This window comes from Cutibacterium modestum, from assembly GCF_008326345.1.
Classification (GTDB): Bacteria; Actinomycetota; Actinomycetes; order Propionibacteriales; family Propionibacteriaceae; genus Cutibacterium; species Cutibacterium modestum.
Genome location: NZ_BJEN01000001.1, coordinates 162,835 through 183,651, shown reverse-complemented (window position 1 = coordinate 183,651; position 20,817 = coordinate 162,835). Strand labels below are relative to the sequence as shown.

20 protein-coding genes and 2 pseudogenes are annotated in these 20,817 nt (G+C 57.3%); 5 read left to right on the top strand and 17 right to left on the bottom strand.

The window, feature by feature from the left end; genetic code table 11:
* The first annotated feature begins 73 nt into the window (after positions 1 to 73).
* Positions 74 to 1,477, top strand: a complete 1,404-nt coding sequence (gene lpdA, locus F1563_RS00955) for a dihydrolipoyl dehydrogenase (protein WP_002526763.1) — start codon at positions 74 to 76, stop codon at positions 1,475 to 1,477.
* A gap of 93 nt (positions 1,478 to 1,570) precedes the next feature.
* On the opposite strand, the gene F1563_RS00950 is transcribed toward lpdA, so the two are convergent.
* Positions 1,571 to 2,425 (bottom strand): cation diffusion facilitator family transporter, encoded by an 855-nt coding sequence (locus F1563_RS00950; protein WP_268869497.1) that lies wholly within the window; start codon positions 2,423 to 2,425, stop codon positions 1,571 to 1,573.
* 53 nt (positions 2,426 to 2,478) lie between these two features.
* Entirely contained in the window at positions 2,479 to 2,868 is a 390-nt protein-coding gene (locus F1563_RS00945; RefSeq protein ID WP_002526761.1) for an ArsR/SmtB family transcription factor, read from the bottom strand.
* Positions 2,869 to 3,178: 310 nt separating this feature from the next.
* Between F1563_RS00945 and F1563_RS00940 the strand changes: the two genes are divergently transcribed.
* Together F1563_RS00940 and F1563_RS00935 are read left to right on the top strand one after the other, a co-directional pair.
* Positions 3,179 to 3,844: a class II aldolase/adducin family protein gene (locus F1563_RS00940; protein ID WP_002526760.1), complete on the top strand. Its 666-nt coding sequence runs from the start codon at positions 3,179 to 3,181 to the stop codon at positions 3,842 to 3,844.
* Positions 3,845 to 3,990: 146 nt separating this feature from the next.
* Positions 3,991 to 5,007, top strand: a complete 1,017-nt coding sequence (locus tag F1563_RS00935; protein ID WP_007433878.1) for a LacI family DNA-binding transcriptional regulator — start codon at positions 3,991 to 3,993, stop codon at positions 5,005 to 5,007.
* A gap of 210 nt (positions 5,008 to 5,217) precedes the next feature.
* Here the strand turns inward: F1563_RS00935 and F1563_RS00930 are convergent, their stop codons facing one another.
* The 10 genes and pseudogenes from F1563_RS00930 to F1563_RS13385 form a co-directional block, all read right to left on the bottom strand.
* Positions 5,218 to 5,532 (bottom strand): MFS transporter, encoded by a 315-nt coding sequence (locus F1563_RS00930; protein WP_227431971.1) that lies wholly within the window; start codon positions 5,530 to 5,532, stop codon positions 5,218 to 5,220.
* Positions 5,533 to 5,540: 8 nt separating this feature from the next.
* Entirely contained in the window at positions 5,541 to 6,446 is a 906-nt protein-coding gene (locus tag F1563_RS00925; protein ID WP_007433879.1) for an MFS transporter, read from the bottom strand.
* A gap of 59 nt (positions 6,447 to 6,505) precedes the next feature.
* Positions 6,506 to 6,937 (bottom strand): RbsD/FucU family protein, encoded by a 432-nt coding sequence (locus F1563_RS00920; RefSeq protein ID WP_002526756.1) that lies wholly within the window; start codon positions 6,935 to 6,937, stop codon positions 6,506 to 6,508.
* 116 nt (positions 6,938 to 7,053) lie between these two features.
* Positions 7,054 to 8,342 (bottom strand): annotated as a pseudogene (locus F1563_RS14845) (rhamnulokinase).
* 197 nt (positions 8,343 to 8,539) lie between these two features.
* The gene (locus F1563_RS00910) at positions 8,540 to 10,327 is read right to left on the bottom strand and encodes an L-fucose isomerase (RefSeq protein ID WP_036974267.1); all 1,788 of its coding nucleotides are present in this window, start codon (positions 10,325 to 10,327) and stop codon (positions 8,540 to 8,542) included.
* Positions 10,328 to 10,642: 315 nt separating this feature from the next.
* Positions 10,643 to 10,864 carry a hypothetical protein gene (locus tag F1563_RS00905; RefSeq protein ID WP_002526753.1) on the bottom strand — a complete coding sequence of 74 codons (222 nt, stop codon included), beginning with the start codon at positions 10,862 to 10,864 and terminating at the stop codon, positions 10,643 to 10,645.
* Between the two features lie 241 nt (positions 10,865 to 11,105).
* On the bottom strand, positions 11,106 to 11,249 hold the full coding sequence (locus F1563_RS13390) for a hypothetical protein (protein WP_002526751.1): 144 nt from the start codon (positions 11,247 to 11,249) through the stop codon (positions 11,106 to 11,108).
* A gap of 210 nt (positions 11,250 to 11,459) precedes the next feature.
* Positions 11,460 to 11,801, bottom strand: a complete 342-nt coding sequence (locus F1563_RS14570) for an N-6 DNA methylase (RefSeq protein ID WP_227431968.1) — start codon at positions 11,799 to 11,801, stop codon at positions 11,460 to 11,462.
* 146 nt (positions 11,802 to 11,947) lie between these two features.
* Complete coding sequence (locus tag F1563_RS00890) at positions 11,948 to 12,688, bottom strand: hypothetical protein (protein ID WP_002546886.1); 741 nt, start codon at positions 12,686 to 12,688, stop codon at positions 11,948 to 11,950.
* A gap of 38 nt (positions 12,689 to 12,726) precedes the next feature.
* A pseudogene (locus F1563_RS13385) lies at positions 12,727 to 13,501 on the bottom strand (CAMP factor family pore-forming toxin).
* 311 nt (positions 13,502 to 13,812) lie between these two features.
* On the opposite strand from F1563_RS13385, the gene F1563_RS14565 reads away from it, so the two are divergent.
* Positions 13,813 to 14,649, top strand: coding sequence for a uracil-DNA glycosylase (locus tag F1563_RS14565; RefSeq protein ID WP_007433884.1), 837 nt, complete (start codon positions 13,813 to 13,815; stop codon positions 14,647 to 14,649).
* Between the two features lie 382 nt (positions 14,650 to 15,031).
* Entirely contained in the window at positions 15,032 to 15,688 is a 657-nt protein-coding gene (locus F1563_RS00870) for a cob(I)yrinic acid a,c-diamide adenosyltransferase (RefSeq protein WP_002526743.1), read from the top strand.
* Here F1563_RS00870 and F1563_RS00865 read toward each other — a convergent pair whose 3' ends face one another.
* From F1563_RS00865 to atpA, 5 genes are all read right to left on the bottom strand, one after another.
* Positions 15,689 to 16,201 (bottom strand): DUF2550 domain-containing protein, encoded by a 513-nt coding sequence (locus F1563_RS00865; RefSeq protein WP_002526742.1) that lies wholly within the window; start codon positions 16,199 to 16,201, stop codon positions 15,689 to 15,691. It lies immediately after the preceding gene.
* A 113-nt stretch (positions 16,202 to 16,314) separates the two neighbouring features.
* Complete coding sequence (locus F1563_RS00860; protein WP_002526741.1) at positions 16,315 to 16,755, bottom strand: F0F1 ATP synthase subunit epsilon; 441 nt, start codon at positions 16,753 to 16,755, stop codon at positions 16,315 to 16,317.
* A 5-nt stretch (positions 16,756 to 16,760) separates the two neighbouring features.
* Entirely contained in the window at positions 16,761 to 18,215 is a 1,455-nt protein-coding gene (gene atpD, locus F1563_RS00855; protein ID WP_002546887.1) for a F0F1 ATP synthase subunit beta, read from the bottom strand.
* An 11-nt stretch (positions 18,216 to 18,226) separates the two neighbouring features.
* Positions 18,227 to 19,171 carry a F0F1 ATP synthase subunit gamma gene (locus F1563_RS00850; protein ID WP_002526739.1) on the bottom strand — a complete coding sequence of 315 codons (945 nt, stop codon included), beginning with the start codon at positions 19,169 to 19,171 and terminating at the stop codon, positions 18,227 to 18,229.
* Positions 19,172 to 19,174: 3 nt separating this feature from the next.
* Positions 19,175 to 20,812, bottom strand: coding sequence for a F0F1 ATP synthase subunit alpha (gene atpA / locus F1563_RS00845; RefSeq protein WP_002526738.1), 1,638 nt, complete (start codon positions 20,810 to 20,812; stop codon positions 19,175 to 19,177).
* Positions 20,813 to 20,817 lie beyond the last annotated feature (5 nt).

Genomic DNA, 20,817 nt, shown 5'->3' with positions numbered 1-20,817 from the left:
GTCGGGTGAGTCAATCAGGATCTCTTCAGTGAGATCTTCATCACAGAGTGACCTTCCCACTAGAGTGTTACCCATGAGCTCACATTTTGACGTCGTTGTCCTTGGGGCCGGCCCCGGTGGCTATGTTGCAGCCATTCGTGCCGCCCAGCTCGGCAAGAAGACCGCCATTATCGAGAAGGAATACTGGGGTGGTGTTTGCCTCAATGTTGGCTGTATCCCCACCAAGTCACTTTTGCGCAACGCAGAACTAGCCCACATCGTCACCAAGGACGCCAAGACTTTTGGCATCGGTGGCGACATCACCGTCGACTTTGGCAAAGCTTTCAGCCGTTCCCGCGAGGTGTCTGCCCGCATGGTCAAGGGCATTCACTTCCTCATGAAGAAGAACAAGATCTCCGAGTTCAACGGGTGGGGAGAGTTTACCGGTCCCAAGGCTATCTCCGTTAAGGACTCTGGCGGCAATGTGACCGACGAGATCACCTTCGACAACGCGATCATCGCGGCCGGTTCGGTCGTCAAAACTCTGCCAGGCACTCAGCTCTCCGAACGGGTCGTCACCTACAAGGAGCAGATCCTTTCCGACACCGTCCCCGGGTCCATAGTTATCGCCGGTTCTGGAGCCATCGGCACTGAGTTTGCCTATGTGCTGGCCAACTACGGCTGTGACGTAACTATCGTTGAGTTCCTCGACCGTATGGTCCCGAACGAGGACAAGGAGGTTTCGGCTGAACTAGCCAAGGCTTACAAGAAACTCGGCATTAAGGTCCTGACCTCCACCAAGGTCGATTCCATCGACGACTCTGGTGAGAAGGTCAAGGTCACCGTCTCGCCGTCGAAGGGCGGAGACTCCAAGACCATTGAGTCTGACCGTGTTTTGCAGGCCGTCGGATTCGCCCCGCGCGTTGAGGGCTACGGCTTGGAGAAGACCGGCGTGAAACTCACCGAGCGTGACGCCATCGAGATCGACGACTTCATGCGTACCAACGTTGACGGCATCTACGCCATCGGTGACTGCACCGCCAAGCTCATGCTGGCCCACACCGCCGAGGCTCAAGGCGTCGTCGCCGCCGAGACGATTGCCGGGGCCGAGACCATGCCGATCAACTACGACATGATCCCGCGCGCCACCTACTGCCAGCCGCAGGTGGGTTCCTTCGGTTACTCGGAGGACCAGGCCCGTGAGAAGGGCTACGAGGTCAAGGTGTCCAAGTTCCCATTCGCCGCCAATGGCAAGGCGTGGGGTCTGGGAGATGGCAGCGGTTTCGTGAAGATTGTCGCCGACGCCCGCCACGGCGAGCTTCTCGGTGCCTCGCTAGTTGGCCATGACGTCTCTGAGTTGCTTCCCGAGCTGACCTTGGCTCAACTATGGGACATCACCGCTGAGGAGATCGGCCGCAACATCCACGCGCATCCGTCGCTATCGGAGGCTCTCAAGGATGCCGCGGAGGGTGTTGAGGGGCAGATGATCAACTTCTGATCTACCCGTCGCGCGATTACCTAAGACCTGTACTGAGGCTGGTAATCAATGTAACGAGCGTGAGGTCCTGGCCTTCCGGCTGGGACCTTCGTGTCACACCGTGTGATTTTCGGTGCCGGCATGCCGGGGCGGTTCTAGCTGTAGTGTCGAATGGTCGAGGTCGAAGTGGCCAGATAAGCACTGCTGGATCTGAGCCAAGAGGGTGGGGGCATGTCCGTCGGCGAAGCAGGAGTCCTCAACGACGATGTGAGCGCTCAGAGCCGGCAGATCGCTCGACACCGTCCACACATGGAGATCGTGGACCGATCGCACATGGTCGAGGCCAGTGAGGTGGCTTCGCACCTCATTGAGATCGAGAGAGGCAGGCGCAACCTCCATGAGTATCCGACCCGTTTGGCTAAGAAGGAAGCACGCCGCGCGGAGCATAAGACCACAAATGACGAGGGAGGCGATGGCGTCCGCGCTGGTCCACCCAGTCACCACGATGACAAGGCCTGCCACGAGGGTGCCGATGAACCCAAATAGATCGGTAAGGATGTGTTGATAGGCACCTTCGACGTTGAGGCTGCTGCGATTGGCACGTGCTACCAGCCAGGCAACCGTGACGTTGACGACGACGCCAACAGCCGCGATGACCATGATTAGCCCTCCGCCAATAGCGGGGGGAACGACGAGCCGCCGAACGGCCTCGATCCCGACGACGAGGCCAACCACGAGCAGTGTGACACCATTGACCGCCGCCGAAATGATCTCGGCCCGCTTCCAACCCCAGGTCCATGATCCTTGCGGACGGCGCAGAGCCAGACGTGCGGCCCACAGGGCGATAGCGATAGCGCCAACATCGGACAGCATGTGGCCAGCGTCAGAGAGAAGCGCCAGCGATCCGGAAACGATGGCTGTCACGATTTCCGCGACCATGAAGGCCATCAGTAGTGTCAGCGCGGCGATGAGGAATCGGGGATCCGCATCGGAGCGTAGGGAGTGGTCATGTTTGTGGCTGATCAATGCTCTTCCTGCTCCATGTCCCGCCCGTTGTGGTCATTATCGAACTCACCACATTGCCCAGCGCAATTATCGCCGTCTCTTACAAGGGCGGCGGTTAGCCGCACGAGGTTACGGATGTATCCAGGATGCGCCAGGGTGTAGTACGTGGCACGACCATGCGTGTGACTTGCCAACAGACCTGCGTCTCGAAGAGAGGCGACGTGAGACGAGACCGTCGATTGCGCCAGCCCAAGGTGCGCGACCAGATCTGTGACACGGTGTTCCCCACGGAACAAGTGGTTGACGATGACGAGCCGATGAGGATCACCGAGGCACTTGAAGACGGTCGCCAAGCGGCTGAGATCCTCAGGCTCCACGTCGGGTTCATGAACAGTTTTAATCGCCACATGACGATGATATCGCCAGATAGCGATGTAAGAGTAGCGTGCCAGCCCCTACCGTAACTGTCGACCCCAGATCACGGACTCGTCCCACAAAATCACAAAGGGCCTACGCCTACAGCACCGACACTGACTTGACTGAACTAAAACAGCACCCCAAGTGCGGCTGCCAGGCCAGATATATTGCAATTCTCCTGGACGCTTATTTTACAGTTAAGAACTAACTCAAATCGGGAGTGTTACTATTGTCATGTGAGCGCAACCATTAGGTTGCCCAAACACGATTGAACGAGTCCCACAATGACAAGGGGTCACGATGCTGCTTGAAACTCAGCGTCAGCAAATTTGCGATGCCTGTGGTCGACTGGTCTCCGATGGCCTAGTCGTAGGAACTGCAGGTAATATCTCGATTCGCAGTGATGATCTCGTAGCCATCACACCTTCCGGTCTTCCCTACGCGGACATCCGTCCAGATTTGGTGTCAATTGTCGAGTTCTCCACAGGCAAGCAGATCGACGGTCCGCTCCGACCCGCCAGCGAACTCGATCTGCATCTGACCACCATGCGGGTAACTGGAAGGCAATCTGTCGTTCATACACACTCCCCGGCAGCGACTGCAGTTGCTTGCCTAGACGACGTCTCCAGGCTTCCCGCAATTCACTATTACATTTGTATGTTCGGCGGGTCAGACGTCCGAGTCGCCGACTATGCAGTCTACGGATCACCCGAGCTAGCAGCCAATGTTGCCCGTGCCCTTGAAGACCGAACAGCCGCCCTGATGCGCAATCATGGATCCATCGTTGCCGGGCCAAACCTTCCTGCCACCTACACTCTCGCCCAAGAATTAGAATGGGTTTGTGCTCTGTACTTACGCACTCGCCAAACCGGCCCCATTAAACTACTCACCGACGAGCAAATTAAGGAAGTTTCTTCCAAGATCCATAACACGAATTATGGCCAGTCAGCACCCGCAGTAGATTAACACTGTTTGTCTCACGGTGCGAGATGTAGACGCTGATTAGCGCGCGACAGAAATCAAGGCAGATTCCTCACACGCTTACCTTTTTGCTTGGCCTAAGATCTGCAGCCTCAATAAGTGTGGCTAACTTGTTTGCTAGACTCTCCAGAGTGTCTTCTCGGAACCGAGTCACCCTTGGGCAGGTGGCGGCCATAGCCAATGTCTCAGCTCAGACTGTCTCGAGGGTGCTGAATCACCACCCCTCGGTACGCTCCGAAACCAGGGAACGAGTCATGACAGCAGTGCATAGTTCCGGTTATCTACCAAATCTAGCTGCCCGTTCCCTCGCCCGAGGGACCTCAGACAGTATCGGTATACTACTCACCGCGTCGCTAACGCACGGCATGGGAATTACGTTCTCCACCCTCGCTGAGAGGATTCGCTCGCGCGGGAAACAGGTGATCCTTGAGACGGCTGACGAGAACTCGTCATCATCGATCCGAAGAGCGTTGATAAACCTTCGTGGATATCGAGTAGCCTCAATTATTGTGCTGGCTCGTCGAGGAATTATTTTGCATCAACTAGCTGATGAACTGCACGCAGACGAACCCATGGTAGTTGTCATGGATACTCGGAGCCCAGAGCCAACCCTGGCAACCGTCGGCATCGACCAAGCGAAAGGAGCTCGCTTAGCAACTCAGCACCTAATCAGCCAAGGTCGCCATAAGCTCCTTCACATCTCAGGTGATTTAACATGGCAGGACGCTTCTGAGCGCTTGATTTCGTACCACGCCACTTGCGCTGACGCAGGTCTAAAATCACCCACGGTTGACGCCGGGGGATGGTCATCGCATGACGGGGCGGCCGTGGCCCAGCGTTTGCTCATGTCCGGACACGTACCCGATGGCATCTTCGCAGCCAATGATGATATTGCGCTCGGATTGCTCCACGAGTTCCTCGACGCAGGGGTACGCGTCCCTGACGACGTGGCGATCGTCGGATTCGATGATATTCCACAAGCAGCATGGACAACTCCGTCACTCACCACCATCTCGCAATCCTTCAATCAGATAGGGCTTTCAGCGCTCGAGATGGCTGACGATCTGGCGAATGGGGGCAAACCGACGCATGCCCGTCTGTCTCCTCAACTCGTCGTACGCGAGTCAACTAACACTACCGGCCAATGATGAACATTTTGAGGCAAACTTCTTAGGGACTCACTAAGACGTGCTCTCTATGTTTTTCATCGTTTCCATTCAAACGCGATCTTTTGACATTAACATGCAAAACGATGAACCGGACGGAATTAGGCACGCGACGCCCTACTCCGTCCAGTCAATCACTAGATTATGGAAGTCACTAGGTTTTGGATATGGACTGGCTCAAGGCAACATGGGCTACACGACGCTCCGCACATCCTCTCGATGGAGCGTGTACCACCCATAGCTCGCTACGATGGCGAAGCAGATTACAACGACCACATACGAAAAAGACGCTGAAGTTCGGTCCATCACCCAAGCTTGAACCGGGGGCATGAGCGCTCCACCGATAATAGCCATGACCAATCCTGCAGCACCGAATTTCGTGTCAGAACCCAGCCCCTTCAAAGCTTCGCCGTAAATGGTTGGGAACAGTAGCGAGATGCACCCAGATAACAGCACGATAGCGACGGCCCCAGCCACGTTGACGCTGATCATGGCGAAGATTGCCAAGAAGACACCTACCAGGCACATCGTAAGCAGCAACTTACGGGCATCAACGCCACCATCACGAACCTCATGACGAGGAAGGTCATGAGGCTGGCCTGCAACCAATATCCGGCAGCTCTGTCGGATATTCCCAAAGCGTCAGTCACATAGTGTAGAGTATAGGTCCAGATGCAGGTTTGAACGGCAATGTTAAAGAACTGCGCTACGATGCCGAAACTGTATCTCTTATTACCTAGGAGTCGATGCAGACGATCTTTACGAGCGCCTTGAGGGGCATCCTCGTCGCGTCCAGTAAGCTTGATCCTCGAAATTCCCACGGCCAGGATGATGTAGAGGATACTCAGGCCAACATAGGGCCCCATAACGGCTTGGAGCTCACCACTCTGCATCTCAATCATCTCCTGTTCACTCATCGACGCACGGTCGGCAGCAGTCACTGGGTGTACGTGGGGAAGGATGAACAAGGTTGCGATAAGCACACCTAGGTTCGACCCGATCGGGTTGAAGGCCTGAGCGAAATTCAATCGCTGAGTGGCGTTGTGCTCAGGACCCATGACCATGACGAATGGGTTGGCGCTTGTCTCCAGTATGGACAATCCGCCAGCCAGAACAAACAAGGACACTAGGAAGGCACCATAAGTCATCATGTGGGCGGCTGGGATGAATAGTAATCCGCCGCAGGCGGCAAAGGAGAGCCCAATGAGGACTCCACCTTTATAGCCGATTCGGCTGTTGATGAGGGCAGCTGGAATAGCCAGACAAAAATACGAAACGTAGTAGGAAAATTGCACCAGAGACGATTCTAGGTTGGTCATCGAGAAGATCGACCTGAAGACCTTCACAAGGGGAGCCGTTAAGTCCGTGGCCATCCCCCAAGCAGCGAAACAACACACCAAGAGGATAAAGGGAAATACCATTCCCGGGTTAACGAATTGTGCGCGCTTACCTGCAGAAGAGTCTGCTTGGCCCCTCGCCATCAGATGGCTCCCTTGCGTAGGATTACATTGCCATAGAGAGCGGTTTCCCCGGTAACCAGGGCGGCGTAAACAGTTCCGGTATGACGGTAGAACTCATTGCGCTCAAACATTTTGACCTGGACGAAACCCGCCTCTTTTTCAGCCTCGTTCCAGATCTTCTCGTAAATGTTCCAGATATCGGGACGCGGATCGTCACCGGCCGTCGACATCAAGCCGACCTGGTAATCCGAGTAGCGGTCCAGCGGCATGAGGGTCAGGATGTCGCGAAGGAGATCGGGGATATGTAAGCCGTCGGCGCGCAGCACCTGATCGGAGTGGCTGTGGGCCGGGAAATTGGCATCACCGAGGACGATCTCATCGCCGTGTCCCATCTGCATGAGAACCTTAACCAGATCGGGGGATAGGCTCTTCGGAATATTGCGAAGCATCATTGCACCTGATTCGTGATTTTTCGTATTATTTTTTCTGATTGTTGGGTGGCGTCACGACGAGGCCGCCAACGTGGCCGTCAGGAAGATCCCAGCGACCGTGTCGACGAACTTGACGGTCATCTTGCTGAACGCACCTCGTTGAGGCGTTGCCGCATGGCGTCGAAGGGTGCCGGATCACCGGGTTCAATGGATTCGGGTTGGACCGAAGCAGCGACGACGTCGGCGCGCCCGCCGGGTTCGATGGCCCCCGTCGCCTCGAACTGGCACAGGAGGTTGCCCAGGCAGCTTGCCTCCACCGCGCTCTTGACGACGGGACGTCGACAGGCCGATGCCGTGGCAGCCATGAGCATGCTGTTTTGGATTCCACCTCCCATGGCCATGATCGGAGCCGTCGAGTCAAGCGAGGGACCCACGACTCGTTCAAGACGCTCGGCGAAATCGGCGTGGGCGCATGCCAAGGACTCCACGACCAGACGGACCATCTGGCCACGGTCACGAGGCTCGACCCCATAGTGTTCCGACACCACCAAGCCAATTTCGCTGGCATCTCGCCCGGGCGCACGAAGGACTCATCATCGGGATCGACCACCACTCCAAGAGAGGGGCTGCCCCACGCCTCGGACAATAGCCGGACGATGTCGCCCTGCCGCCAATATCTCTGGCATTCCTGGAGGAGCCACAGGCCCGTGAGGTTGCGTAGGAAGCGAATTCCGCCATCGGTGCGCACCTCATTGGTAAGCCCCGCATCGTAAGCCTCCGCGGTGATCAGGGCCTCGGGGATCGTCACTCCCACCAGGTTCCAGGACCCACATGAGAGGAACAGACGCACATCGTCCCTACCTAAGCCCAAGGAATGCACAGCGCAAGCTGTGTCGTGGCCACCGCAACGCACGATGGCTGATCCATCATCCGTTGTCCCGGCCACTGTTGAATCACTAACTAGGTGCGGCAGCCATTCGTGAGGGATGTCGAGGGCATTGAGAACCTGGGCGGACCACTGGCTTGCACCGGGAATCGCCAACCCAGTGGATGATCCGATGCCTCTTCCGATGCCTGGCGTCGCACCTAATAGATAGGCCGCCAGATCGGCAATCGGTAGCAGAGTGTGCACAGTTTGGCGCAAGCGTGGCTGCTCGGCAAGATCCGCGAAGACCTGATACGCCGTGTTGATTTCTTGGGGCTGAATTCCCGTCCATTCCCACGCAGCCCGAGGCGGCAATCGGCGATCAACCTCGGCGGCATACTTGGCCATACGAGTGTCTCGATAGGCTCGCGGTGGTCGAAGCAGATGACCGGAATGATCGATGAGGCCATAGTCGACTCCCCAAGCGTCCACACCGATACTGGCTGGAGGTTGGCCCAATACCTCGGTGGCATGATCGAGGCCCTCGCGGACCCCGGCCATGATGCTATCGATATCCCACACCAGGTGACCGTCCCGCTTGATGACCTCGTGGCCAACGCGAAACAGCTCTAGGATTCCCCTCACAGAACTCGACCCGAGGTCGAGGGCGAGGGCATCGCCTCGCGATGCCCTACTCCCCCCAGGTCCATTCCCCCCCAGCGAGAGGGCGATGGCCCTTGTCATTCATCGTGATGACCTCACCGATAGATTGGCCCAAAATTCTTGCAAGCGCGGAAGTCGGCGCTTTCAAGGTCAGTAGTACCGAATGAAGCCCACGCCTTCGGCCGGAAAATCTTCTCGCGAGGTACGTTATGCATGTAAACTGGGATCCTCAGCATCGAGGCCAAGGTGATGAGATCTGCACCGAAGTGTCCGTAGCCGGTGGCAGTGTGGTTGGCACCCCAGTTGATCATCCAGTCGTAGACCGAACTGAAAGCACCCTCACCGGAGACTCTCGGCACGAAGAACGTCGTCGGCCAGGTCGGATCGGTACGTTCCTCGATCTTGTGCTGTACCTCGTCGGGAAGGCTGATGGTCCAGCCCTCAGCAATCTGCAAGACTGGGCCCTGACCCGCGACGAAGTTGAGGCGAGAAGCGGTTAGCGGCATGCCTCCCTCGGTCGCGAAGTGGGTTGAAAATCCGCCACCCGGAAAGTACTCGTGAGTAGCTGCGTGGAAGGAGGTAGCGTCGAGGTCTTTCTTGATATCCTCGTCGGTAATCTCCCACCAATGCTTTATGACGGGGTTGCCCTCAGCGTCACGCTCCTTGCCGGTGGCGTTAAGGGTTGTGGCACCAGAGTTGCGCAGATCAATAAAGCCACCAGCGGCAGTTCCGGTGAGCTCGTATCCGGTAACCCTCTTAACGGCTTCGGGGCTCCAGTAGGTCCGCACGTCGCTAAACAGCTGCGGACGATGGGTCAGCACAGAGTTGAACAGCATTGACAATGCGTTCCCAGCATCGGCCTCTGTAGCAAATACCGACTCGGGACGTTTGCCGTTCCAGTCGAACGTAGTATTAAGGAAGGTCTCCATCATGTCACCGTTGGGTTTGTAGTCGGTCCATTGGCGCTGCCCCTGGAATCCGGCTGCGATGGCGTCGTGACCGCCGGCCTCCTCAGGCCAGCCAATCTCGGCGAGTTTCGGATTTCCATGCATGAGGTCGCGAGCGATGAGGATCATCTTGATGCAGTACTCGAACTGCTCGTCATAATCCTGTTGTGAGACTTGGTTCTTCTTTGGGTTGCGATTTTCCCCAATCGTGAGATTCTCGCGCGCCCAGGCTAGCGCTTTCCCGTACTCGTCATGGTCGTAGATACCCTGGGTTGCCCGACGATCGATCTCGATCATATCTATGTACTCGGTTTTCATACCAAGGTAGTCGGCTAGGAACTCCTCCGGGGGACGGCATCCGGCAATTCCCATGGCGACGGTGCCGATAGCGAGGTAACTACGACCCTTCATAAGGCCGACGGCAATGGCTGCGCGAACATAGCTCTGGACCTCCTCGACGACATCGTCGGTCAAGCCGCTGGCCGAAGCATCCTGGACGTCACGACCATAGATGCCGAAGCAGGAGACGCCCAGCATGTTGTAGGCAGCGGTTGCCGCTGCGAGGGTCACCGCTCCAGGACGCTCGGTGCCGTTGAATCCCCAGACGGCGTGGGGGATCGACGGGTCAAGGTCCAGAACTTCAGTGACGTAGTTCCATGAAGCGGTCACTGTGAGGTCGGCGCAAACGTTTTCGGTGCGGAACTGCTCCTTACATGCGTTGGATTCAGCAATTCCGCCGATAGTGGTCTTGGAGATAACGGTCCGCACGGGGCTACCGTCTGGATAGACCACCGTGCTCTCGATGAGCTTCGCCACGTCGTGGGCAAGTTTCATCGTCTGGCCTTCAAGGGATTCGCGGACGCCTCGACGGCGTCCATCAATGAGAGGACGGATCCCAATCGTGGGGTACTGATGTAAGAGCAACTCGGATGACATCTTCTTCTGTCCTTTCTGGGCACCTATGTCCACGGCCCACCTCTATGTGAGCGCTAACATAGCTTATGTCCTCCCCTGAAAAGCGTCAAGACTTTGACAGTCTCAGTTTTGATTCACACCCGGATCAATAAATGCCCACGCCAGGTTGGTCGTCCTGAGATGCAAATCAGCCCGAGATAAATATCACCAGTGCAGCAGATGGAGTACACTGCCAGGGCAGTGTTCAGCGAGAGGTCATGAGGTGCACTAGGCAGCTCCTTGGTGTGGGAGTCTAGAGCTAACCCTCGCGCTCAAGTACCGAGATCGCTGCCGCCTTCACTTCGTCTCAACGCGAGAGTCATCGTGGGTGCGCATGAGATAGCCAATGAAGGCAGTATGGACCTCAGGACGTGAAGAGTAGGCCTCAATGAGCTCACTATTGCGGTCACCACGCTCGAGGATGATGTTGTCAACTTCATCCTCCAAGGCCAACCGGTAGTGATCCCGATCATTATTCATGGCACCGATGCGCAAGTCTGCGCAATGCATGACATCCATCCGAGCCTGCTCGAAGGTGAGCTCGTCAGACCCGTTGAGGTCGGCACCAATTTCTCGTTCATGACCTCGATGAGGGCCGATAGCTTGTTGGTGGCAGGCTCAGCCTGTCTTCACTAGTCCTTCACCAGGCATTGCTGTCCCCACGGTTTCTCTGTCCGGTTACTGCATGACTTGCGCGAGGAAACTGCATGCCGAGCAAAACTGATCCAGCTTCGCTCGAAAAGCATCCGTCAACCATGGCCTACGGCTGGGTATCGAGCACCTGGCGATCGGCAATAACGATGACCTTGTCGAAAATGGGTTGATCGTTGTTCCCATGGATGCGCTTATCATCGAGGCTCTTGCGCATCTTGGTACCCATCTCAGGGGCTTCGACGAGCTTCACGACGCCACGCCGCTCTTGACATCCAGCGTCGAATCTTCCTTTTACCAAAACTAGCCTGACCACTGAACAGGGGAGAGCCAGACAGCACAACTCCTACCCGAGAGCCTTGCGGACTGACCTCAGTAACTGGGCTCATGTGGCCAAGCATGTGCTGGAAGAACAATAACGAACCATTAGAAACGCGGGGGAGTCCGGCACCAAGTCTCCCGCTCATACCGAACAAAGCAGCCTCATAATGGATTGAGCATAGACCTTCCAGTTCATCCCGTGAAGAGGATTCGTTATAATAAAATCAAATTTTTCGGCTTGGAAGACGTCGCTAGTGAGCGTATTGCCATCGTGCATCCGCTCAGAGCCGATGTCCTGCACCATAAAGGTCTGGACATACACCTTGACCCTGGCATTGTGCTTTAGCTGCTTAATATGGTCCATCGCCACCATGAAAAAGCCGCCAGTGCCAGCCTCCGGATCATATACAGTATGTACTAGAATCTGACTGGATGTGAGTTTTCCACCGTCCTCTCTCGGAGAACTTCCGCAGCAGCTCCTCAAAGTTTATCTCCCATAGACCCAAGAACACACAGAACCTGGCAATCTCGAGCATTCCTCCTAAGCCGGCCCTCATGTCATTCTTCGACACCGCCTGCTCTCTGTCTCGTGAAGAACTGCTCGACCTCAAGAGACCGGTCTATCCAAGGTCAGATCTCGCGCTGTGCCGCCGATGGTCGGGCGCGCGGGCTGGTAGAACCTGGTAGGACCACGAATTCCCTCGGGTAGCGCACGCGCAAAGCTTTCACGATGAGCAACATGAACGGCGCGCCGAGATTCGTCTCGATGAGGGAATCGATGACAAGCGGACGCCAAGCCAACGGCCTGATACCTGAAATCATTAGCACGGCCTCCCAAGTAAACTGGATGCCGATGCCGATCGTCAACGCCGAGCGAATCGAATAGCGATCATCGGGGTGGCGCAAATTATGAATCGCAAGCCATCCATACCCAACAAGCGCAAAAACGACCATGATGCCGTGGTAACTGCTGACATGACGCGCGATCTGCACGCCATGGAAAGCACCTCCGAGCCCCTGACTCACCGAAGCGCTGGTGAGCCACCCGGCGGGGAAAAGAACGGACCACTCCCAGCGATTTCCCGGCTCATCGAACCACAGCCACATCCACGCCATGTTCGTGATGCCGTAACTGAATGACAGCCAGAATTCCAGCGGCAGGACGCTCATCCCGACGACGGTCCGTGTTCTAAGGAGAACGTAGAAGAAACCGTAATCAACGATGAGGTAGAGGACGCCACCGAGTAATCCGACAATGAGAGCAGCGCGACGTCGTGTCCGCACCAGCACACCGAGGAAGGCTAGCAGCAAGACTGCGTCAATCCAGATGTACAGAACGTTGAAGGATCGCGTGACCAAATAGTCATTCACTACGCATCACCGACACTCGAATACCAAGCTGCACCTCATCAATGTATCCCGATCACCACAGCACGACACTTGCCCCCACATTTGGCACGGATCTTCGTCTTGTCAGGAGTGTTCAGAGCGGTCTGGTAGGCGGCACGAAGCTGATCGACGGCGGTGTCGACTTGCGCCACCGTGGACTTCGCGTTGGCACGAACCTTGTCGGCCTTATGGATTTCCTTGTTCAGGGTGTCGACGACGGACTTGTCTTTCTTGCCAACAATGTTCTTGTTGCGTCCGACGCGAACGTCGTGGATCGTCTTGCGCAGTGTCTGCTTGTAAGCGATGGTCGCAGTATCATCCTTGCTAAGGTCGGGGTAGGCGGAGACCTTGTCAATACGAGTTGGCGACCTCGAGACCGAGCTCGACGTGGGCCTTCTTGACTTTGTGCTGCAATGTCGTGTTGCCGATCTTGATCGCGTCAGCAGCGTCAATGACAAGATGGACACGGGGCACAATGGTGGCCGGGTCATAGACCGGAACGCCACCGTTAGCGATCGTGTCGATGGCGCCACGGAGATCCAGAACGGTCTTAATGAGATCCTCGATCTGGTCAGCATACTGCGACCCGGGGATGGCTTTCTGGGCCTCGTGGAGCATGTTGATGCGCGAGTCAACCGCAGCAAGTTCGGCCTTTGCCTGATCGGTAGTCAGCTCCGTCTTGTTCACGGCCGAAACGGCGGCGGGAGCAGCAGCCTGCGCGGCCGTGGCAGGTAGTGCCGTAGGCAGAAACAGTGCGCCAGCAATAAGAGGGGTTACGAGGTACGACTTCTTCACGATGAATCTCCAATCGCAGGATAGAAGACTGCTACTCAAGGTTAACAGGCTAAACAAAAACTCGTGCGTACACAGGTGACTGAAATAGCACTATGCACACCGAACGACCGGGAGCAACGGATCCATAAGCAGGAACAACCGCATGGGCCACCTAGTCCAGTTGGCCGATAAGTCATATTATGTCATTTATCGTCACTAACGTCTTAGTGGGGGTAATTCTCGTTATTACAGCTGTGAGGAGTCGACGCCATCACGTGAAACACTTCAACCAAAAACCTCATTCAGCACGACCGGATCATTGAGAAGTAGCGATGACAGCCCTGCCCCATCCGCGTACTGCCGACCTGTTCGAGTCACCTGTGCCTCCCGGCACTGGGTGGCCGGGAGATCCGGCATCACCCGACACGCCTGTCGCTAAGAACGCCGAGGACGTGGCAAGAATTGCTGCCCACTGCGGCAAATTTGAGGATCTCGACGCCGCTATTTCGGTATGCCGCGCATGCCCGCGCCTTGTAACGTGGCGCGAGGATACAGCCGTCACCAAGCGCGCGCAATGGCGTGACGAACCTTATTGGGGCCGCCCCGCACCGTCATTCGGCGACCCATCCGCTCGGATGGCTATCATCGGCCTGGCTCCCGCCGCCCATGGGGCGAACCGCACAGGACGAATGTTCACCGGCGACCAGTCCGGGGATTGGCTGTACCGCGCTTTAAATGACGCCGGTATTGCCTCACAGGCACAGAGCATTGACGCCGCGGACGGCCTCACGCTTCATGACTGTCGCATCATCGCCCCGGTGCATTGCGCACCACCGGACAACTGGCCCAGTCCCGACGAGAAGCGCACCTGCGCAATCTGGTTTGACCATGAATTGGCGCGTTTAATCACCATGCGTGCAGTGATGTGCTTAGGGCAGATTGCCTGGACCTCAACCCTGGCAGCCGCCCGTCGTCTTGATTGGCAAGTCCCGCGCCCCGCGCCCCGTTTCGGTCACGGCGCTCGCACTCAACTCATCCGGCCTGACGGGGCCGTCATTGTCGTGCTGGGGTGCTACCACGTCAGCCGTCAAAACACGAACACTGGACGCCTCACTCGCACCATGCTCGACGACATCGTCAACACGCTTCAGGATCTAGCGGGCAGCTGAGGCGCGCTCTCCCCCGCTGCGGGTGCATCACAGCACTGTCACGAGATGTGTCAGGGCCGGGAGGCGCCGTTCTCCGACCGGCATCTCATGGACGGCGTCTACTAAACCCTCACCGATCCGGCGCTTATACTCCGACAATAACGTCCCGAGTCAGTGATTGCGGCAAGCTGGGGAGCGGGCGTCTCCAGGTTTAATGGTGTACACGCGCGCCATGTCACCGATGCCACTGGCATCCCAACCATGCGTTTACATGCGTTTGTATCCGACCGCGCACCATCGCCAGATCCGCGGCCTGATCGACACCTAAGAGAAAACTGCAAATGTAAACAATCCCGCACACGGTTCTGCTCTCGCTCATTGGCAAGGACCGTAGGCTAGGATCATGGTCATTCTTTCCAAGATCTACACGCGTACCGGCGACCATGGCTCGACACGTCTGGTCGATAATTCCGTGGCAGCAAAATCAGATCTTCGCGTCGAGGCTTACGGTCTTGTCGACCAGGCCAACGCCAGCATTGGTCTAGCTATTGCTCTCGACACCACGACAAAGGTTCTCTCACCGGAAGTTCGGAAAGCTCTTGGCATCGTCCAGAACGAACTGTTCGATGTCGGAGCCGATTTGGCCAATCCACTAGTTGCTAGCCCAGAGTGGGAACCACTGCGAACGGTTCAGGAGAGTGTTGATCGCCTAGAGCGCTGGTGCGACGAGTTCGGTGATAAATTGCCGATTCTCAGGTCCTTCATTCTTCCCGGCGGCAACCCTGTGGGAGCCCAACTTCATGTCTGCCGAACTGCCATCCGCACTGCTGAGCGGGCTGCATGGCGAGCTGCCGAAGCTTACGGAACCGAGACATTAAATAATACAGAAATCATGCCTGGTGGGGTCAACGAGCTCGCGATCACCTATCTCAATCGCCTTTCCGATTTGCTATTCGTCCTGTCTCGAACTGCAAATAAAGCTGGCGAAGATTCCTCCGACGAGGTGCTGTGGGTTCCTGGCGGGGAACGCAACCCGAGGACCGATGAAGGCAAGGAATGATCAGACGAGATGCCCTTCGGTGGCGTATTCCACGCCACCAGGGGGCGCGGCCTCCAGCCACGACATCAGCCCGGTGACAACCCCAGGATCGACAGCGACCTGACACACCGAGGACCGCCCCTTACGCCCGGTTTCAAGGGTGACAATCTCGTAGGCGCTAGAAGCCAGAGCCAGGGCGTCACCCAAGACCGGCGGGCGGTGCTCCACCATGACCAGACCGCCCCGCCTCAAAACGATCGTCGGAACGTGGCGGGGGTCAATTGCTCGGTACCATTCGAAAGCCCCATCAACATAGCGAGCGCTCCCAATCATCCAGTCGCCCGGTTTGGGACCACCCATAACGCGCAGACCACATAAAAAAGCACCGCGTCTACGCATGAGAACGCGGTGCCTGATAAGAAGCCACATCATGTAGAGGACGGCACACCACACAATGAGGCCAATAATGACAGCATCCATCGCCAACGTTGACAGCATCAGGGTAGGCCCGAACTGAGCGGTGGACACATGCATGCTCTAACGCTATTCAGCACACCCTCAACAGTCTACGAAGGCTAGCCTAACTTCCCATATGGCATCAGTGTGGGTCGTTACAGGTGCCCCGTAACGACCCTCGACTACTGCTCTCAAGAGTGCTGCTTCCCGGCTACCCGAGCCGCAGCGATCTGCGCCTGGGCCAAATGCAGCCGATGAGTGACGTCCTGGACGACCTCAGAGTCTTGCTCAGAACGCTCGTGCTCATTCAGCTTCTTGCGCAGGTTATCGCGATCACGCCGTGCTTGGTCAACCGAAATCTCCTGAGACCGAGTGGCGTACTGGGTGATGATCGAGACGTTTCCATCATTGTCCAGAGCCACAAAGCCACCGTCGCATGCGATGACTTCGCGGCTACCGTCTGTGGTGATGATCTGCGCCGCACACGGCACGAGGGCCGCAAGAAAAGGCTCGTGACCGGGGAGCAAACCGATATCACCCTCGGTGGTCCGAACGATGATGTTGACCGACTCCCCCTGCCACACCTCGCGATCGGCGCTAACGACCTTGACTTGAAGCGGCGGGTGGTCCATAGGGCTCAGCCCTCCTTCTTCATCTTGTCCCAGTTCTCCATCACCATATCTATACTGCCAACGTTGAAGAAGGCCTGCTCGGGAACGTGGTCAACGTCACCGCGGCAGATCATCTGGAACCCTTCAATGGTGTCCGCGATCGGGACCGTCGAACCAACTACGCCAGTGAATTTCTCAGCGGTGTACGTGTTCTGAGACAAGAACTGCTGGATGCGGCGGGCTCTCGCCACGGTGACCTTATCCTCTTCGCTCAACTCATCGACGCCGAGGATAGCGATAATGTCCTGGAGCTCCTTGTTACGCTGCAGGATCTGCTTAACCTGAGTAGCGGTGTCGTAATGCTCCTGGCCCACGTATAGCGGGTCGAGGATACGAGAGGTTGACGTCAGTGGGTCCACAGCTGGGTACAGACCACGGGAGGCAATCTCACGAGAGAGTTCCGTGGTGGCATCCAGGTGGGCGAAGGTTGTCGCCGGGGCTGGGTCGGTGTAGTCATCGGCGGGGACGTAGACAGCCTGCATCGAGGTGATGGAGTGGCCGCGAGTCGAGGTGATTCGTTCCTGCAGCTGACCCATCTCGTCGGCCAGGTTGGGCTGGTAGCCCACGGCCGAGGGCATACGACCTAGCAGGGTGGAAACCTCAGAGCCAGCCTGGGAGAACCGGAAGATGTTGTCGATGAACAACAACACATCTTGGTTCTGAACATCGCGGAAGTACTCAGCCATCGTCAGGCCGGTCAAAGCGATGCGCAGACGGGTACCTGGGGGCTCATCCATCTGGCCGAAGACCAGGGCGGTGTCCTTGAGGACGCCAGCCTCGTCCATTTCGTTGATGAGGTCGTTACCCTCACGGGTACGCTCACCAACACCGGCGAAGACCGAGGTACCACCGAAGTTATGGGCGATACGGTAAATCATCTCCTGGATGAGCACCGTCTTGCCCACACCGGCGCCACCAAAGAGGCCAATCTTGCCGCCCTTGACGTAAGGGGTCAGCAGGTCAAGAACCTTGATACCGGTCTCGAGCATCTCGGTCTCGGGCTCGAGGTCGTCAAAAGTCGGGGGGTCCCGATGGATCGGCCAACGTTCGGCCACCTCGATGGTCGAGGGATCGGTGTTGAGGACGTCACCCGTCACATTCCAGACGTGACCCTTAGTCACGTCGCCGACTGGCACGCTGATCGGGGCACCGGTATCGCGGACCTCGGTGCCACGACGCATACCGTCAGTCGGCTTGAGGGAGATGGCTCGCACGACGTTCTCGCCAATGTGCAGGGCCACTTCGAGGGTAATGGTATGGGTCTCCCCCATGACCTCGGTGTCGACGTGTAAGGCGTTGAGAATCTCCGGCAACTGACCGGCCGGAAACTCGACGTCGACGACAGGACCGATAACGCGGACGACGCGCCCGACACCGGCCACCTCGTCCTTCGTCTCGGGGGTAATTGCTGTCGCAGTCATGGTGTTCTCTCTCACTCCTGTGGGGTGGATTCTGCAAGGGCAGCGGCGCCACCCACGATCTCGGTGATTTCCTGGGTAATGGCGGCCTGACGAGCCTGGTTGGCCTGCCGGGTTAGCGTCTGGATAAGCTGCTCGGCATTGTCGGTCGCGGCCTTCATGGCGCGCTGACGGCTAGCCAGTTCCGAGGCAGCCGATTGCAGCAGGGCGTAATGGACACGGTTGGCGACGTATAGCGGTAGCAACTCATCCAGCACACTTACTGGATCAGGCTCAAAGCGGTACTCATGAAAGATCTCCTCATCGCTGGTTCCCACGCCGGGGTCACCTTCGGTAAGTTGACCCTCTGGGGTATCCCCCGGGTCGACGACGGCCAGTGGCAACAGACGGATCACCTTCGGAGTCTGGACCAGCATCGATTCGAACTCGGTAAAAACCATGTGAATCTCATCGACACCACCCTCGTCGGTCGGGCGCAAAAAGTCCTCAATGAGACGGTCCGCGATATCCCTGGCATCCCGGTAGGTCGGCGAATCAGAGAAGCCGCTCCACAGATGGTCGACCTTGCGACCGCGGAACTCGAAGTACTGCACCGCCTTGCGACCACACAAGTAGGTGACAATCTCCTGTTTCGGCTGCAGAGCGCTCGTTAACTCCTCAGCGGTCCGGATCGCATTCGACGAGTAGGCGCCAGCCAGGCCACGATCCGAGGTGATGACCAGAACTGCAGACCGCTTGGGGTCTGGGTTGATCGAGGTGAGCGGGTGGTCCTCATGGGTGTGGGCAGCCACTGCCGAGAGGGCACGAGTCAACTCCAGCGAATACGGACTTGCCGCCTTGACGGTGTTTTGCGCCTTGATAATTCGCGATGAAGCAATCAGCTCCATCGCACGAGTGATCTTCTTCGTCGTCGCGACGGAGTTCCGCCTCTCCCGCAGCTCTCGCAGGTTCGACGCCACGGCTCAGCCCTTCTTTGCGCGAACGATCTTGGCTTGATCGATGTTCTCATCGGCCATCGGAGAGAACTCTTCATGACCAGCCAACAGCTTCCCATCAGAGGTCTTGAATCCCTTCTTAACCTCTTCGAAGGAAGCAGCAACTGTATCCTTCGCGTCATCTTCGAACTTGCCGGTTTCCCGGATTGTCGTGAGCACGTTGCTGTGACTACGCAGGTGTTCAAGAACGTCACCCTCGAATCGCAGCACATCGTCGACCGGGACATCATCGAACTTGCCGGTGGTGCCACCCCACACACTAATGACCTGCTCCTCTACCGGGTACGGCGAGAACTGGCCCTGCTTGAGCAGCTCCATAAGGCGAGCACCACGATCCAACTGACGACGAGAAGTATCGTCCAGGTCTGAGGCGAACATCGCGAAAGCCTGCATGTCACGGTACTGGGCCAGGGAAATCTTCAGCGTTCCGGCGACCGACTTCATCGCCTTAATCTGAGCAGCGCCACCGACTCGCGACACGGAGATACCGACGTCGACGGCCGGTCGCTGGTTGGCATTGAACAGGTCCGACTGCAGGAAGATCTGCCCATCGGTAATCGAAATGACATTCGTCGGGATGAAGGCGGAAACGTCGTTGGCCTTGGTCTCAATAATCGGCAGACCAGTCATCGACCCGCCGCCCAGGTCATCCGACAGCTTCGCGCAACGCTCCAGCAGGCGGGAATGCAGGTAGAAGACATCACCGGGGTAGGCCTCACGGCCCGGTGGACGACGCAGCAGCAGCGACATAGCTCGGTAGGCCTCAGCCTGCTTGGTCAGGTCATCAAAGATGATCAGGACGTGCTTGCCCTGGTACATCCAGTGCTGACCAATGGCCGAACCGGCGTAGGGAGCGATGTACTTAAAACCAGCGGGATCGGAGGCCGGGGCATGAACGATGGTGGTGTACTCCATCGCACCGGCCTTCTCCAGAGCGCCCTTAACCTCGGCAACCGTCGAGCCCTTCTGACCAATAGCGACGTAGATGCAGCGAACCTGCTTCTTGGGATCACCAGACTCCCAATTGCCCTTTTGGTTGATGATGGTGTCGATCGCAATGGCGGTCTTACCGGTCTTGCGGTCACCAATAATGAGCTGACGCTGGCCACGACCAATCGGAATCATCGAGTCGATGGCTTTAAGACCAGTCTGCAGCGGCTCACGAACTTCTTGACGGTCCATAACGCCGGCAGCCTGGATCTCAAGGGCACGACGCCCCTCAATGCCCTTAATCTCGCCGAGGCCGTCAACCGGGCTACCCATCGCGTCCACGACGCGACCGAGGTATCCCTCGCCGACCGGCACGGACAGCACTTCACCAGTGCCACGAACAGTCGATCCCTCATCAATGCCGTCGGAGTCGCCGAGCACGACCACACCGATCTGCCGCTCCTCCAAGTTGAGGGCGATGCCCATCGTCCCGTTCTCAAAGCGCAGCAACTCATTGGCCATTGCTGAGGGAAGCCCCTCGACGTGGGCGATACCATCGCCAGACGTGACGACAGTGCCAACCTCCTCACGGACCGCCGTCTCCGGCTCGTAATTCTGGACGAAGTTGTCCAGGGCGTCGCGGATCTCCTCCGGACGTATCGTCAGTTCCGCCATTGCGT

What these genes read in the sequence shown, in the direction of transcription:
- lpdA (WP_002526763.1), top strand. Translation starts at nt 74, where the DNA reads ATGAGCTCACATTTTGACGTCGTTGTCCTTGGGGCCGGCCCCGGTGGC.
- F1563_RS00940 (WP_002526760.1), top strand. Translation starts at nt 3,179, where the DNA reads ATGCTGCTTGAAACTCAGCGTCAGCAAATTTGCGATGCCTGTGGTCGA.
- F1563_RS00925 (WP_007433879.1), bottom strand. Translation starts at nt 6,446, where the DNA reads ATGGTATTTCCCTTTATCCTCTTGGTGTGTTGTTTCGCTGCTTGGGGG.
- F1563_RS00920 (WP_002526756.1), bottom strand. Translation starts at nt 6,937, where the DNA reads ATGATGCTTCGCAATATTCCGAAGAGCCTATCCCCCGATCTGGTTAAG.
- F1563_RS00910 (WP_036974267.1), bottom strand. Translation starts at nt 10,327, where the DNA reads ATGTCATCCGAGTTGCTCTTACATCAGTACCCCACGATTGGGATCCGT.
- F1563_RS00905 (WP_002526753.1), bottom strand. Translation starts at nt 10,864, where the DNA reads ATGGATGTCATGCATTGCGCAGACTTGCGCATCGGTGCCATGAATAAT.
- F1563_RS14565 (WP_007433884.1), top strand. Translation starts at nt 13,813, where the DNA reads ATGACAGCCCTGCCCCATCCGCGTACTGCCGACCTGTTCGAGTCACCT.
- F1563_RS00870 (WP_002526743.1), top strand. Translation starts at nt 15,032, where the DNA reads ATGGTCATTCTTTCCAAGATCTACACGCGTACCGGCGACCATGGCTCG.
- F1563_RS00865 (WP_002526742.1), bottom strand. Translation starts at nt 16,201, where the DNA reads ATGCATGTGTCCACCGCTCAGTTCGGGCCTACCCTGATGCTGTCAACG.
- F1563_RS00860 (WP_002526741.1), bottom strand. Translation starts at nt 16,755, where the DNA reads ATGGACCACCCGCCGCTTCAAGTCAAGGTCGTTAGCGCCGATCGCGAG.
- atpD (WP_002546887.1), bottom strand. Translation starts at nt 18,215, where the DNA reads ATGACTGCGACAGCAATTACCCCCGAGACGAAGGACGAGGTGGCCGGT.
- atpA (WP_002526738.1), bottom strand. Translation starts at nt 20,812, where the DNA reads ATGGCGGAACTGACGATACGTCCGGAGGAGATCCGCGACGCCCTGGAC.